11 protein-coding genes are annotated in these 14,443 nt (G+C 68.0%); 2 read left to right on the top strand and 9 right to left on the bottom strand.

Going from position 1 to position 14,443, the window contains the following annotated elements:
• Positions 1–129: 129 nt before the first annotated feature.
• The 5 genes from ACFOM9_RS05895 to ACFOM9_RS05875 are packed head-to-tail and all read right to left on the bottom strand — an operon-like array spanning position 130 to position 5,058.
• Entirely contained in the window at positions 130–2,097 is a 1,968-nt protein-coding gene (locus ACFOM9_RS05895; RefSeq protein ID WP_386707529.1) for a type IV pilus secretin PilQ, read from the bottom strand.
• A 13-nt stretch (positions 2,098–2,110) separates the two neighbouring features.
• Positions 2,111–2,656: a pilus assembly protein PilP gene (locus ACFOM9_RS05890; protein WP_386707526.1), complete on the bottom strand. Its 546-nt coding sequence runs from the start codon at positions 2,654–2,656 to the stop codon at positions 2,111–2,113.
• A gap of 1 nt (position 2,657) precedes the next feature.
• On the bottom strand, positions 2,658–3,347 hold the full coding sequence (gene pilO, locus ACFOM9_RS05885; RefSeq protein ID WP_386707523.1) for a type IV pilus inner membrane component PilO: 690 nt from the start codon (positions 3,345–3,347) through the stop codon (positions 2,658–2,660).
• The gene (locus tag ACFOM9_RS05880) at positions 3,344–4,000 is read right to left on the bottom strand and encodes a PilN domain-containing protein (protein ID WP_386707521.1); all 657 of its coding nucleotides are present in this window, start codon (positions 3,998–4,000) and stop codon (positions 3,344–3,346) included. The genes pilO and ACFOM9_RS05880 overlap by 4 nt, the downstream gene beginning before the upstream one ends.
• Positions 4,000–5,058 carry a pilus assembly protein PilM gene (locus ACFOM9_RS05875; RefSeq protein WP_386707518.1) on the bottom strand — a complete coding sequence of 353 codons (1,059 nt, stop codon included), beginning with the start codon at positions 5,056–5,058 and terminating at the stop codon, positions 4,000–4,002. Before ACFOM9_RS05875 ends, ACFOM9_RS05880 begins: the two co-directional genes overlap by 1 nt.
• Before the next feature lie 232 nt (positions 5,059–5,290).
• Here ACFOM9_RS05875 and ACFOM9_RS05870 point away from each other — a divergent pair, with 232 nt between their 5' ends.
• Positions 5,291–7,861, top strand: coding sequence for a penicillin-binding protein 1A (locus ACFOM9_RS05870; RefSeq protein ID WP_386707515.1), 2,571 nt, complete (start codon positions 5,291–5,293; stop codon positions 7,859–7,861).
• Positions 7,862–7,998: 137 nt separating this feature from the next.
• Entirely contained in the window at positions 7,999–8,649 is a 651-nt protein-coding gene (locus ACFOM9_RS05865) for a hypothetical protein (RefSeq protein WP_386707512.1), read from the top strand.
• A gap of 439 nt (positions 8,650–9,088) precedes the next feature.
• Here the strand turns inward: ACFOM9_RS05865 and ACFOM9_RS05860 are convergent, their stop codons facing one another.
• The 4 genes from ACFOM9_RS05860 to recG form a co-directional block, all read right to left on the bottom strand.
• Positions 9,089–10,387, bottom strand: a complete 1,299-nt coding sequence (locus tag ACFOM9_RS05860) for a citrate synthase (protein WP_386707508.1) — start codon at positions 10,385–10,387, stop codon at positions 9,089–9,091.
• A 241-nt stretch (positions 10,388–10,628) separates the two neighbouring features.
• Entirely contained in the window at positions 10,629–10,871 is a 243-nt protein-coding gene (locus ACFOM9_RS05855; RefSeq protein WP_386707505.1) for a type B 50S ribosomal protein L31, read from the bottom strand.
• A gap of 69 nt (positions 10,872–10,940) precedes the next feature.
• Positions 10,941–11,879: a nucleoside hydrolase gene (locus ACFOM9_RS05850; protein ID WP_386707502.1), complete on the bottom strand. Its 939-nt coding sequence runs from the start codon at positions 11,877–11,879 to the stop codon at positions 10,941–10,943.
• A gap of 96 nt (positions 11,880–11,975) precedes the next feature.
• A complete protein-coding gene (recG, locus tag ACFOM9_RS05845) occupies positions 11,976–14,078 on the bottom strand; it encodes an ATP-dependent DNA helicase RecG (RefSeq protein WP_386707499.1) in 2,103 nt (700 codons plus the stop codon).
• Between the last annotated feature and the right edge of the window lie 365 nt (positions 14,079–14,443).

The raw sequence follows: 14,443 nt of genomic DNA, 5'->3' as shown, positions 1-14,443 counted from the left end.
AACCAGATCTGTCACCGCGTCGGGCGGAGCCAGCCGCCAGTTGCACGGGAGGTCGCACGAGCGCGAAGCTGCCGGCCGGAAATGCAAACGGGGCCCGAAGGCCCCGTCTGGTCCGCGTTGCGGCGCGCCTCAGTTGCGCTGCGCCACCCGCAGGATCTTCGGCGTGACGAACACCAGCAGTTCGGCCTTTTCCTTGCTGCGCGTCTTGCGCTTGAACAGGTTGCCCAGGAACGGGATATCGCCGAGGAACGGGATCTTGGACACGTCGTTCTGGTCCTTGAACTCGTACACGCCGCCAATCACCACCGTCTGGCCGTCGTCGACCAGCACCGCGGTGTTGACCTCACGGCGGGCGATGGTCGGCACGTAGCCGAAGTCGCCCAGGTCGATGCGGCCGTCCTGCTCGTTCTTGGTCACGAACATGTTCAGGAACACGCGGCCGTCGTTGGTGATGGTGGGCGTGACCTTGAGCTGCAGCAGCGCTTCCTTGAACTGCACGGTCGGCACGTTGTTGCTCTGGCCGCCGGTCACGGTGATGTAGCCGATCTCGCGGCCCTGGGTGATCACCGCTTCCTTCTGGTTGCTGGTGACCACGCGCGGGTTGGAGATGACCTCGCCGCGGCCTTCGGTCTGCAGTGCCGACAGTTCGACGTCGAGCAGGTAGCCGGCGTTGAGGATCGACAGCGCGAACGAACCGGCGCCGGCTAGCGTGGAGGGCAGGTTCACGCTCATGCCGCGCACGGCTTCAAAGGTGCTGTCGCCATTCATTACGGCGTCGCCACGCTCGACTGCGTTTTTGCCGGACACATCGGCGTTGCCACCAAAGCCAAGCGAACTGCGGTCGCCCGGCTTGCCGGTCGCGCCGTTGAAGCCGAACTTTGCTCCCAACTCACGGGCGAACGATTCGGTCGCGATGACGATGCGCGCTTCGATCACCACCTGGTCGACCGGGCGGTCGAGCTCGCTGACCAGGCTCTTGATGTTGCTGACGCGCTCCGGGATGTCGATCACCAGCAGCGTATTCGTGCGGCGGTCGAAGCTGATGCTGCCGCGCGAGGACAGGAAGCCGCGGCTCTGGTTGCCGTTGTTGCCACCCGAGCCGCCGCTGCCACCGCCGCCGGTCATGCTGTTCTTGCTCTCTTCGGTCAGCAGCTTGGCGATGTCCTCGGCACTGCCGTAGTTGACCGGGATGTACTCGGTCACCATCTCGGCGCGCTCCTCGATCGCGATGCGCGCGTCGGCCTTGTCCTGCTCGTACTTGGCGATTTCGACCTGCGGCGCCACCCAGATCACGTTGCCGCTGCGGCGCTTGTCCAGGCCCTTGGCCTGCAGGACGATGTCCAGCGCCTGGTCCCACGGCACGTTGTCCAGGCGCAGGGTCACGTCGCCCTGCACCGAGTCGGAGGCCACGATGTTCAGGTGCGACTCGTCGGCGATCAGCTTCAGCACCGTGCGCACGGCGATGTTCTGGAAGTCGAACGTCACCGGCTTGCCGGTGTACTTGCGCTCCAGCGGATCGGCGGCGCTGCTGCTGCGGGCGGCGGACTGCGGCGCGCCGACCGCACGTGCCGGCGCGCTGGCGCGCGGCACGATCTCGACGATGTAGTCGCGACCGGTCTGGTAGGCCATCGATTCGAACGGGCCGTTGGTGCTGAGCACGATCTGCGAACCGCTGCCCGCCTGGCTGGCGTCGATGCGCTGTACCGGGGTGGCGAAATCGGTGACGTTGAGCGGCCGCTGCAGCGCAGGCGACAGGCTCGCGTTGCCGACGTTGATGACCACGTCCGAACCCTGCTTGCGCAGGTCGGGCATCGCGCCATCGCCGCTGAACCGCATGATCAGCTTGCCCGAGCCGCCGTCGCCGCGCTTGAAGTCGATGCTGGAGACGGCGAGCCCACCAGCGACCTGCTTGGCCGGGTCGGCTGCCGCGGGAGCGGCGGCCTGCGCGACCGCGAGGTAGGACGCGCTCGTGGCGGGTTGCTCGGCGTGCACGGCGCCGAAGGCCGAGACCAGCCCCGCGACGAGACCGACCACGCTGGCTCGCAAGGGCATGGCGCGTCGGCTCTTCTGCAGGTGTTGCGCTTGGGTAACGGTCATCTGGCTTCCCCTATCAATTATCTTCGAGCGCAACCGACGCCGGCCTTTCCAGCCAGCCGCCCGCGCCATCCGGCACAAGTTCGACGAGTTCAATGCGATCTTCGCGAACGTCGGTCACGCGACCGTCGTTCTGCCCCATGTAGACGCCGGGCTGCACCCGGTACACGACCTTGTCGGGCGCAACCACCAGCCCGACCAGGCCGTTGCCGCGACCGATCGTACCGACCATGTCGAGGCTGTCGAGCGGGAACTGCTCGAGCGTCTGCTTGCGCCGGTGCGAATCCGGGCGCGGGCCGCTGCCACTGCCACTGTCCTGCGACGTGAACGCATCGCTGAACGGATCGCGCATGCCCTGCGCGGCGTATTCGAAGGTCTCGAACTGCTGCATCACCGGCAACGGGTCCAGCGGTGGGGCCGGCTTGGCCTTCACGTTGGCGACCCATTCCTCGAGGTTGGTCGCAGGTTCCGGACCGCTGGTGACGCTGCGGCCGCAGCCGCCAAGGACGAGTGCAAGCCCCAGGGCGAGCGCGCCGCGGATAACCACGTTCGACGTGCCCATGTCAGTGTCCTCCCTTCGCGCCCGCCGCAGCCGCATCGGCGGCTGCCGCGCTGGCCTGCTCGGCAGCCTCGTCTTCGTCGAGGTAGCGATAGGTCTTCACCGTGCCCGCGAGTTCGAGGCCGGAGTTGGGCCTGATCGAAGCCGCCGGATCCTTGTCGGCGTTCACCGGGCGCAGCGAGATATCGTGCATCGTCATGATCACCACGCGCGGCAGCGAGGCCACGCCGCTGACGAAGGCACCGAACTGGTGGTAGGTGCCCACCATCTTCAGCGCGATCGGCTTCTCGGCGTAGAACTCCTTCGGCGTTTCCGGGCCGGGCTGGAACAGCTCGTTCTGGATGCCGGTGGCCAGCGCGGTCTGGGAAATGTCGACGATCAGATCCGGCATCTCGGTCTTGCTCGGCAGCTGGCGCAGCATCTGCTGCAGCTGCTGCTCCATCTGCGCGAGCTGCTGCTTGAGCGGCTCCAGGTTGGCCGCGCGGCCCTGCTTGGTTTCGAACTCGACGCGCAATTCGGTCTCGCGCTGGTCGAGCTTCTCCAGCTGGTCGCCCTTGTCGCGGGTTACCACCCACCACAGCAGGCCGAAGATCAGCAGGCCGAGCAGCACGCAGAAGATGATCTTGTATTGCCGGGGCCAGCTGCCGGGGTTGTTGAGATCGAGCTCACTGATCTTCACTTTTCTCTGGCTCACGAGGCGGCTCCTTCTTGGGCAGGGGCAGCCGGCGTCACGCCCTCGGCCGGCGTCTCACCCACGGGTGGAACCGCATCGGGGACGCCATCGCCGTTCTCGTCCTTGGCCGCATTGGGGTTGGCCAGGGTGACGGTCAGCGTGAACGCATACGGGAGCCCCTTCACCATGCCCTTGGCCTCGATGATCGAGAGCTCGGGCTTGGTCATCCAGCCGGACCCTTCCAGGTTGCGCATGTAGGTGCTGACGCGCGCATTGGACTGCGAGCGACCTTCGAGCGTGAGCTTCTCGCCCTCCTGCTTGATGGAGGTCAGGACCACGCCGTCGGGGATGGTGCGCACCAGCGAATCGAACAGGTGCACCATCTGCGAGCGGTTGGCCTGCAGCTGCTCGATGACTTCCTTGCGCGCCAGCAGGCGGGCCTTCTGCTTGTCGAGCTCCTCGATTTCCTTGATCTTGCCGTTGACCTGCGTGATCTGTTCCTGCAGGTAGGCGTTACGGCCTTCCTGGCCCGAAATCTGGTTGTTGTAATAGGTGTTGACCAGGAACCACAGCACCAGGCCGGCCAGCGCGGCCAGGGCCAGCATCATGCCGAATTCCTTCTGGCGCACCTTGCGGCGTTCGGCACGCCACGGCAGCAGATTGATCCGGGCCATCAGTCGAAGCTCCTCAAGGCCAGGCCGCAGGCAATCATCAGCGCCGGGGCGTCCTGGGCCAGCGCATGCGCCTGTACGCGCGGGCCGAGGGTCATCTGCGCCAGCGGGTTGGCCACTACCGTCTGCACGCCCAGCTGCTCCTCGACCATCTCGGCCACGCCCGGGATCGAGGCGCAGCCGCCGGCCAGGACCACCTGGTCGACGCGGTTGAACTCGCTGCCGGCATAGAAGAACTGCAGCAGGCGGCTGATCTGCTGGACCAGCGCTTCCTTGAACGGCTCGAGCACTTCGATCTCGTAGCTTTCGGGCAGGCCGCCCTGTCGCTTGGCGAGGCCTGCCTCCTCGTAGCTCAGCCCGTAGCGGCGCATCACCTCGTCGGTGAGCTGCTTGCCGCCGAACACCTGTTCGCGCGAATACAGGCTGCGGCCGTTGCGCAGGATGTTGAGCGTGGTCATCGTCGCACCGACGTCGACCATCGCCACGATGCCGTCGTGCGGGATGTTGAGCGAATTGGCGAGCAGCGCGAAAGCGTTCTCGATGGCGAAGGCCTCGACGTCCATGATCCGTGCGGTCAGGCCGCCCAGTTCGAGCGCCGATGCACGCATCTCGACGTTTTCGGAGCGCGACGCAGCGAGCAGCACCTGCACCATCTCGGCGTTGCCCGGCATCATTCCCAGCACCTCGTAGTCGAGGTTCACTTCCTCGATCGGGTACGGGATGTAGTTGACCGCCTCGAGCTCGACCTGCGACTCCATGTCGTCGTCGTCCAGGTCCGCGGGCATGGGGATGATCTTGGTGATCACCGCCGAGCCGGCGACGGCCGCGGCGGCCTGCCTGGCGCGCGTGCCGGAGCGCGACACCGCGCGGCGGATGGCCTCGCCGACCGCCTCGACCTCGACGATGCTCTTTTCGACCACGGCATTGGGCGGCAGCGGCTCGACCGCGTAGTGCTCCACGCGGTACCGGTCACCCGACCGCGACAGCTGGAGCAGCTTGACGGCAGTCGAGCTGATGTCGACGCCGACGAGCGGTGCCTGACTTTTTGTGATGAGCCCCACGATTTCTCCCCTTGTCACGGGCGCTTACGCGCGCTTCGTGCCCCGTTGCATTAAATAACGGACTTTTCACCCCTTGGCAACTGCTCGATCTCAGGACCGTGCCCCTTGCCGCATTCCTGGCCCGCTTTCCAGACCGCCTTCCCCACCGCCGATCCGGGCAGGTCCCGAAGCCCGCTCCTCTATACTCCGCGCCTCCGAGTCCCGCAATGCGCGCCACAGGAAATTTCCACTGATGCCACGTTTTCGTCGTTTGCTGCGCTGGGCGCTGCTCGCTTCCCTCGCCGCGATCCTGTTGGGCGGCCTCGCCCTGGCGACACTGTACTTCGTCGTGTCCTCCAAGCTCCCCGACGTGCAGAGCCTGCGCCACATGGAAATGCAGGAGCCGATGTACGTCTATGCCAAGGACGGACGCCTGATGGCGCTGTTCGGCGAGACCCGGCGGTATCCCGTGGACATCGAACAGGTGCCCGAGCGCGTAAAACAGGCGTTCCTGGCGACCGAGGACGCGCGCTTCTACGAACACCACGGCGTCGACTACAAGGGCGTGGCCCGCGCGGTGTGGCTGCTCGCGACCACCAGCGACAAGCGCGTTCCGGGCGGATCGACGATCACCCAGCAGGTTGCGCGGCAGATCTTCCTGAGCTCGGAGTACAGCTACTCGCGGAAGCTGGCCGAGATGCTGCTGGCCATGAAGATGGAGCGCGAGCTGACCAAGGACGAGATCTTCGAGCTCTACCTCAACAAGTCGTTCTTCGGCAATCGCGCGTACGGCGTCGGCGCGGCGGCCGAGTTCTACTACGGCAAGACGCTCGACCAGCTGGACCTGGACGAAATGGCGTCGCTGGCGTCGATCCCGAAATTCCCGTCCAGCGGCAATCCATTGTCCAACCCCGAGCGCGCCCGCGAGCGGCGCGACAACTACGTGCTCAGCCGCATGGCCGAACTGGGGTTCATCTCCACGGCCGAAGCCGCGCAGGCCCGGGCGGTGCCGATGCACGCCAGCCCGCACGAGCGCCCGATCGAGGTGAACGCGCCCTACGTCGCGGAAATGGTCCGCCAGGAAATGGTGGCGCGCTACGGCGGCGACGTGCTGACCCGCGGCTACCACGTCACCACCACGATCGATCCGACCCTGCAGGCCGCTGCCGACCTCGCGATCCGCAACGGCCTGGAGATCTACGACCACCGGCATGGCTGGAACAAGATCGAACAGCATTTTGACCTCGCCGACGACGAGGACGCCGCGACCACGGCCGCGCGCCTGCGCCGCATTCCCGCGCAGGCAGGGCTGCTGCCGGCGGTGGTCACGCGCAGCGGGAACGGCAGCATCGACGTGGTGCTGGCCGACGAAACCACGCTGACGCTCGATGCCAGCACCAGCCGCTGGACCGGCCGTGCGCCGTCGGCGCTAGCCAAGCGCGGCGACATGGTCCGGGTACGCAGGATCGAGACGCCGGTGAAGAAGGCCGGCGACGAGAAGAAGGCAGGCAAGCCGGGCGAGGCTGCCGCGGCGACCGCCGATGCCGATGCCGAGACCGTCGCCGCGCCCGAGGTGAAGGTGTCCTGGCGCCTCGACCAGCTGCCGCGCGGGCAGTCGGCCCTGGTGTCGCTGAATCCCGAGAACGGCGCGCTGCTGGCCCTGTCCGGCGGTTTCAGCTTCGCCGGCAGCAAGTTCAACCGCGCCACCCAGGCGCGGCGCCAGCCCGGATCGAGCTTCAAGCCGTTCCTGTACGCCGCGGCGTTCGAGCGCGGCTACAACCCGGCCTCGATCGTGCTCGACGCGCCGGTGGTGTTCCGCATGCGCGGCGGCAAGGTGTGGCGGCCGCAGAACGACAGCGGCAACTTCGCCGGCCCGATGCGGCTGCGCGAAGCGCTGGTGCAATCGCGCAACCTGGTGTCGGTGCGCCTGCTCGACGCGATCGGGGTGGACTACGCGCGCCGCTACATCAGCCATTTCGGCATTGACGAAGCGCTGCTGCCGCCCAACCTGTCAATGTCGCTGGGCACCGCGTCGCTGCCGCCCATGGACATCGCGCGCGGCTATTCGGTGTTCGCCAATGGCGGCTTCCGGATCACGCCGTGGTTCATCGACGAGGTCCGCGACCGCGACAACAAGGTCATCTTCAAGGAAAAGCCGCCGACCGCGTGCCGCAGCTGCACCGCGACCGGCAGCACGCAGGCGGTCGTGGTCTCCAACGTCGTCGACGGGTTCAACCTCGGCCCGGCCAAGGACGCGTCGGCCAAGCCGGCCCAGGGTCCCGACGAGGCCACCAAGGCGCCGGAGCAGAAGCCGGCGCCCCCGCCCGCGGACACGGTGCTGGCACCGCGCGCGATTGATCCGCGCGTGGCCTACCAGATCGTGTCGATGATGCGCGACGTCGTGCAGCGCGGGACCGGGACCGCGGCGAAGGTCCTGGACCGCGAAGACGTGGCCGGCAAGACCGGTTCGACCAACGATTACCGCGACGCCTGGTTCTCCGGCCTTGGCGGCGACGTCGTCACCACCGTCTGGGTTGGCCGCGACGACTTCCGCTCGCTCGGCTACCGCGAGTACGGCGGCCGCGCGGCGCTGCCGATCTGGATCGAGTACATGCGTACCGCGCTGAAGGACCGGCCGATCATGCCCAACGACCCGCCCGAAGGCATGGTCAAGGTGTCGGTCGCGGCCAACGGCACGCTGATCCCCGGCGGCAGCGGCGGGATCACCGAATACGTGAAGGTAGAGGATCTCGAACGGATGCAGAACTACACCGACTACAGCAGCGACGAGACGCTGGACGAGGAAGCGTTCGACATTTTCTGACGCGCCCGCGCGCGGTCGCCAAGGCCGCGGGATCGGCTCGCGGTCCTGCCCGGTCGCGGGCCGTGGGGCGCCGGCGGCGGATCGACTTCCACGCGGCATCCTGTAAAGTCGAGGCGGATCTCCGGCTGGGAGGCAACATGCACCGCGCCCGTCAGCACGCCGAAACGCGCACGCGCGAACGCCGGCACCGCCTCGCCCACGAAGCCGCGAAGCTGATGGTCGAAGGCGGCATCCGCGATTTCCACCAGGCCAAGCTGAAAGCCGCCAGCCGGCTTGGCATCCACGACGACGCCTCGCTGCCGCGCAACCGCGAGATCGAGGACGCGCTGCGCGAGTACCAGCGCCTGTTCCTCGGCGACAGCCACCGCGCTGCCGTGCGCCTGCGCCGCGAGGCCGCGCTGCGCGCGCTGGAATTCTTCGCCGGCTTCGACGCTCGCCTGGTCGGGCCGGTGCTCGACGGCACCGCGGACGACAATTCTGCGGTCGCATTGCAGCTCTACGACGACGATCCGGACGCGGTGCCGCGCTTCCTCGAGGAGCACCGCATCCCCGCGGATGCCCGCAACCGCCACCTGCGCCTGGACCGCATGCGCGAGGGCGACTTCCCGGTCTGGATCTTCAGCGCCGAGGACCTGACGTTCGACCTGACCGTACTGCCGGCCGACGCCCTGCGCCAGGCACCGCTGTCAGGCATCGACGAGAAGCCGATGAGGCGCGCCTCTGCCGCGCAGCTGCGCGCCCTGCTGGCGCAGGACGAGATCGACGGTTACGAAGCCGGGAAGGATTGAACGACGCGCGCGCGGAATTTTTTGCAGCCGGAGAGCGCTGCGTCTGCGGATAGCGGTGGGCGGGATGCGAATGCCCTTGGAGGCGAAATCAAGGAGGAGGCGTTGGCCAAGGGCCGACGCCAGGGGACATTCGCCTCCAAGGGCATTCGCATCCCTGCATCCCGGTTTTTCGCGGTGGCAGTGGTTGCCGAGCAGATCTTGCCTTTCGGCAAGCCTGCAATCCGATAGCGCCGCCGCGTCCGGCGGGCGTTCGGGGCGAAATCAAGGGGGAGGCGTCGCCGCCAGGCGAACGCCGGAGGACATTCGCTCCGAAGGCCTGCCGGACGCGCGGGGCCCGTCAGGTAGCCGCGCGCAATCGAACACTTCCTACTCGACAATCGAACGAAAAACGCCCCGCAATGCGGGGCGTTTGCTTGTTGCGAGACGGGGCGCGGGAGATTCAGCGCTTGTCGACCGCCACGTAGTCGCGCACGTCGTGCCCGGTGTAGATCTGCCGCGGGCGGCCGATCTTGAATTCCGGATCCTCCTGCTGTTCCAGCCAGTGCGCGACCCAGCCCGCGGTGCGGGCGATGGCGAACATCACCGTGAACATCTCGGTCGGGATGCCCAGCGCCTTGTAGATGATGCCGGAGTAGAAGTCGACGTTCGGGTACAGCTTGCGCTGCACGAAGTAGTCGTCCTTGAGCGCGGCTTCCTCGAGCTTCATCGCCACTTCCAGCAGCGGATCGTCGACGCCCAGCTCCTCGAGCACCTGGTGGCACATCTCGCGGATGATCTTCGCGCGCGGGTCGAAGTTCTTGTAGACGCGGTGGCCGAAGCCCATCAGGCGGAAGCCCGACTCCTTGTCCTTGGCCTTGTCGACCGCCGACTGCACGTGCTTGGCGTTGCCGATCTCGGCCAGCATCTTGAGCACGGCCTCGTTGGCGCCGCCGTGCGCCGGGCCCCACAGCGCTGCCACGCCGGCGGCGATGCAGGCGTAGGGATTGGCGCCGGTGGAACCGACCAGGCGGACCGTGGAGGTGCTTGCGTTCTGCTCGTGGTCGGCGTGCAGGATGAACAGCAGGTCCAGCGCCTTGGCAGCGACCGGGTTCATCTCCAGCGGGCCGCTCGGCACTTCGAACATCATGTGCAGGAAGCGGTCGACGTACTCGAGGTTGTTGCGTGGATAGCGCAGCGGCCAGCCCACCGAGTGGCGGTGGCAGGCGGCGGCGATGGTCGGCAGCTTGGCGATCAGGCGGATCGCGGCCAGGCGGCGCTGCTGCGGATCGTCGTAGTCCAGGTCGTTGTGATAGAAGCTGGCCATCGAGCCGAGCATGCCGACCAGCATCGACATCGGATGCGCGTCGTGGCGGAAGCCACCGAGGAAGCCCTTGAAGGCTTCGTGCAGCATCGTGTGGTGGGTGACGTCGTGCTCGAAGCCGGTGAACGCCTGCTTGTCGGGCAGTTCGCCGTGCATCAGCAGGTAGGCGACCTCGAGGAAGCTCGAGTCTTTCGCCAGCTGTTCGATCGGATAGCCGCGGTACAGCAGCACGCCGGCGTCGCCGTCGATGTAGGTGATCGCCGAGCGGCACGAGGCCGTGGCGGTGAAGCCGGGATCGTAGGTGAAGCAGCCGGTTTCCTTCGGCAGCTTCGCGATTTCGATGCAGGGCGCCCCGAGCGTGCCGCGCGCCACGGGCAGCGTGACCGCCTTGTCGCCGGCGTTGAGCGTGACTTGGTCGATTGCAGTTGGTTCGGTCACTGGTGCACTCCTCGTGGCCCGCCCGGACACTGCTCGCTGGCCCTGGCAAGGGATGGATGGAAGCCGCGGCTTGCCGCGATGCAGCAATTATCGCACAGCACCGCGAAGCCCGAATCCGGCGAGGGAGACTTGCGGCCGGACGCAGTGTTCCGCGCTTTCGCGAGGCGCCACGCGCGACCGGAAACGACAACGGCCGCACTGTGGCGGCCGTCCGTGCGCGCAGGCGCGTTGTCCCGCGTGGTTACTTCGCGTAGCGCTTGCGGAACTTGTCCACGCGGCCGCTGGTATCCATGATCTTGTTCTGGCCCGTGTAGAACGGGTGGGTCGCCGACGAGATGTCGATCTTGACCAGCGGATACTCGTTGCCGTCGTCCCACTTGATCGTCTCCTTGCTGCCAAGGGTCGAGCGGGTGAGGAACTTGAAATCGGAAGTCACGTCCTGGAACACGACTTCGTTGTATTGGGGGTGGATGTCGGCCTTCATGGCGGCACCGGTTCTGCTGTGGACAAGAGCGGCATTTTAGCCCGGCTTTCCCGCCCGGCGCAAGCCACCTCAGGCGGCGCCCACCGCGCCCTGCACCAGGGCCTCGAAGCGCGCCTGGTCGTAGCGCAGCAGGATCCGCGCCCGGTCGGGCCGGCCGGTCTGGCGCTGCCAGTCGACGATCGTCGCCCCGCGGCTGTGGGGCCCGTCCAGGGCCACGTCCAGCGCGCGCTCGGCGGTTTCCAGCGCCCCGTCCGGCTGCAGCGCGTAGGCCATGGCCAACCCGTCGGCGGAATGCCAATGGTCTCCGCGGCGGTCCGCCGACCACTCGCGGGTCTTGCGCGAGATGCGTTCGTAGAAGGCCGCGACGTCACCGCCGCTGCGCAACCATTGCACCACCGAGTCGTGGTGCAGGCCGTGGGCGACGGTCGCCTCCCAGTCGGCGAGGTCGAAGCGGGGAAAAGCCTCGAAGACGATGTGCGCGGCCTCGGGGTCGAAATAGACGTTGAACTCGGCCGCCGGGGTGATGTTGCCGTGGCAGGTCACCGCGCCGCCCATCACCACCAGCCGCGCGATGCGCTCGGGCAGCGTGGGGTCGAGCTTCAGCGCCAGCGCGAGGTTGGTCAGCGGGCCCAGCGCGACCAGCAGCAGTTTCCCCGCGTGCTGGTGGGACAGACGCAGGATCGCGTGCGCGGCGTGTTCGGCTTCCGGCTGCCGGATCGCGGCCTCGTAGCCGACGTCGCCGAAGCCGTCCTGGCCGTGCACGTTGCCGGCGTCGGGAGAGGGATACAGCAGGGGCGCCTCGCAGCCGGCATACACGGGGATGTCGCTGCGACCGGCCACTTCGCATAGCTTCAGCGCATTGGCGACGGTATGGCGCAGGCCGACGTTGCCGGCGGCGATGGTGAGCCCGACCACGTCGTGGCGGGGGTCGGCGAAGGCCATCAAAAGCGCAAGCGCATCGTCGACGCCGGGATCGGTGTCGATCAACAGCGGAATCCGTTCGGTCATCTGATCGTTGCTCTGCTCGGCGGGTGAGTGTCGCACCCCCGGGCGCGGGGCGAAAGTTCGCCTGACCCGTTGATGGCAAGCATGGTGTTGGCAGGTCTAAGCCGAGGCGTAGCGCGCGGCGCCACCGATCCAGCGTTCGACCAGCCTGTCCGCGATTTCCGGCGCTTCGCGCTGCAGGCGTTCGCCGAATTCGTGCACCAACGGCAGCAGGTCGGCATCGCGGGCCAGGTCGGCGACGCGGAACGCGACGAGCCCGGTCTGCCGCGTGCCGAGGAGTTCGCCCGGGCCGCGCAGCTCCAGGTCCTTTTCGGCGATGACGAAGCCGTCACCGGTTTCGCGCATCGTCTCCAGTCGCTGCCGCGCCATCTGCGACAGCGGCGACTGGTACAGCAGCACGCAGCTCGATGCCGCGCTGCCACGGCCGACGCGGCCACGCAGCTGGTGCAACTGCGCCAGGCCGAGGCGCTCGGCATTTTCGACGATCATCAGCGAAGCGTTGGGAACGTCGACGCCGACCTCGATCACGGTCGTCGCCACCAGCAGGTCGAGCTCGCCGGCCTTGAACGCGCGCATCGCCGACTGCTTCTCGCCGGCCTTCATGCGTCCGTGCACGAAGCCGACCCGCAGTTCCGGCAGCGCCGCGGACAGCAGTTCGAACGTGCTTTGCGCCGCTTGGGCGACGATCTCGTCGGACTCGTCGATGAGCGTGCAGACCCAGTACGCCTGGCGGCCTTCCGCGCACGCGCCGCGAATGCGCTCGATCAGCTCCGGACGCCGCTGCGCGCCGAGCACCACGGTCTGCACCGGCGTGCGGCCCGGCGGCAGTTCGTCGATCGCCGAGACGTCCAGGTCGGCGTACGCGGCCATCGCCAGCGTGCGCGGGATCGGAGTGGCGGTCATCACCAGCTGGTGCGGCACGCGGCCGCCCTCGCCGCCCTTGTCGCGCAGGGCGAGGCGCTGGTGCACGCCGAAGCGGTGCTGCTCGTCGACGATCGCCAGCGCGAGGTCGCGGAACGCGACGCCCTCCTGCATCAGCGCGTGCGTGCCGACCACGACCTGCGCCCGGCCATCGGCAACCTCCGCCAGCGTCGTGGCGCGCGCGCGCCCGGTCACCTTGCCGGCGAGCCAGGCGATGCGCACGCCCAGCGGCTCGAGCCACGCGCGCAGGTTGGCCAGGTGCTGTTCGGCGAGCAGCTCGGTCGGCGCCATCAGCGCAACCTGGTGACCGCCTTCCACCGCGAGCATCGCAGCAAGCGCAGCGACTACGGTCTTGCCCGACCCCACGTCGCCCTGCACCAGGCGCAGCATCGGCACCGGCTTGCCCAGGTCGGCGCGGATCTGCGCGAACACCCTGTCCTGCGCGCCGGTCAGCGCGAAGGGCAACGTCGCCCGCAGGCGCTCTGGCAAGGCGCCGCCCTGGAGCACAGGCGCGGCATGCGCCTGCAGCGCGATGCGCTGGCGGCGCAGGCTCAGGTGGTGGGCAAGCAGCTCTTCCAGGGCCAGCCGGCGCTGTGCCGGATGGGTGCCGGCGATCAGCGCCGCGATGTCGGCGTCCTGCGGCGGGCGATGCATCGCCAGCAGCGCTTCGCGCAGCCCGGGCAAATCGCCTGCGGCGAGCCATTCGCGCGGCAGCAGTTCGAGCGTCGCCGCGTCGGGCAGGCGATCGAGCGCCTGCCCGATCAGCTTGCGCAGCGTGGCCGGCCCGACGCCTTCGATCGCCGGATAGACGGGGTCCAGGCGATCGCCGAGCGCGCCGGCTTCGTGATCGCCGACGACCCGGTAGCTGGGATGCACGATCTCCAGACCATGCTGTCCGAGCCGCGGCGTGCCATAGCAGCGCACGCGCGCACCGGGCTCGAACTGCGCGACCTGCGCCGCGCGGAAATGGAAGAAGCGCAGCACCAGGGTGGCGTTCGACTCGTCGCCGATCGCCACGCGCAGCATCGGCCGATAGCGGAAGCCGCGCTCGACCGCTTCGACCACGCCCTCGACCTGGGTCGCGATCCCCGCCTGCAGCGCGCGGATGGGACTCAGCCGGGTGCGGTCCTCGTATTGCCGCGGCAGTTGCAGCCACAGGTCCTGCAGCGTCGTCATCCCGCATGCGGCCAGCTTCTCCGCCACGCGCGGACCGACGCCCGGCAGGCAGGTCAGGGGGGCGTGGGCAGGATCAGGCGAGGCATCGGCAGCAGGAACCGGCATTGCACAAGGATGCCGGGATCGCATGCAAACAAAAACCCCGGCGATCCCCACCCGCGCGTGGGACTTGTCCGCAACGGCGCGTCGGGACTTGTCTCGCGTCGCGGCGCGTGGGCTTCGGCTGGCGGCCCACCACCGGATGGACGCCAGTTCGCGGCCGCCGCCGTATAGAATCGAATGCCAGCCAAGCCGCGTCGCACGATCCATCCACGCTCTCTGGCCGCCGATTTCCGCGCACGCAACAGCGCCTGCCGGGGCACGCCGGATCCTGCGGAGTCGCCACTGCGCTGGCGCTGCCGCTTTCCCATCCCGACCGCGGAGCCCCTGCCAACCGAGTCCTGTCCAAAGACCGCGATAACGAACGACGG

It is taken from the genome of Luteimonas notoginsengisoli, assembly GCF_042648885.1.
In the GTDB taxonomy this organism is placed as follows: Bacteria; Pseudomonadota; Gammaproteobacteria; order Xanthomonadales; family Xanthomonadaceae; genus Luteimonas; species Luteimonas notoginsengisoli.
The sequence above is the reverse complement of the archived record's forward strand: the minus strand, read 5'-3'. Positions and strand labels throughout refer to the sequence as shown.

Coding starts and splice junctions, on each gene's coding strand:
- ACFOM9_RS05895 (WP_386707529.1), bottom strand. CDS start 2,097: ATGACCGTTACCCAAGCGCAACACCTGCAGAAGAGCCGACGCGCCATG.
- ACFOM9_RS05890 (WP_386707526.1), bottom strand. CDS start 2,656: ATGGGCACGTCGAACGTGGTTATCCGCGGCGCGCTCGCCCTGGGGCTT.
- ACFOM9_RS05880 (WP_386707521.1), bottom strand. CDS start 4,000: ATGGCCCGGATCAATCTGCTGCCGTGGCGTGCCGAACGCCGCAAGGTG.
- ACFOM9_RS05870 (WP_386707515.1), top strand. CDS start 5,291: ATGCCACGTTTTCGTCGTTTGCTGCGCTGGGCGCTGCTCGCTTCCCTC.
- ACFOM9_RS05865 (WP_386707512.1), top strand. CDS start 7,999: ATGCACCGCGCCCGTCAGCACGCCGAAACGCGCACGCGCGAACGCCGG.
- ACFOM9_RS05855 (WP_386707505.1), bottom strand. CDS start 10,871: ATGAAGGCCGACATCCACCCCCAATACAACGAAGTCGTGTTCCAGGAC.
- ACFOM9_RS05850 (WP_386707502.1), bottom strand. CDS start 11,879: ATGACCGAACGGATTCCGCTGTTGATCGACACCGATCCCGGCGTCGAC.
- recG (WP_386707499.1), bottom strand. CDS start 14,078: ATGCCGGTTCCTGCTGCCGATGCCTCGCCTGATCCTGCCCACGCCCCC.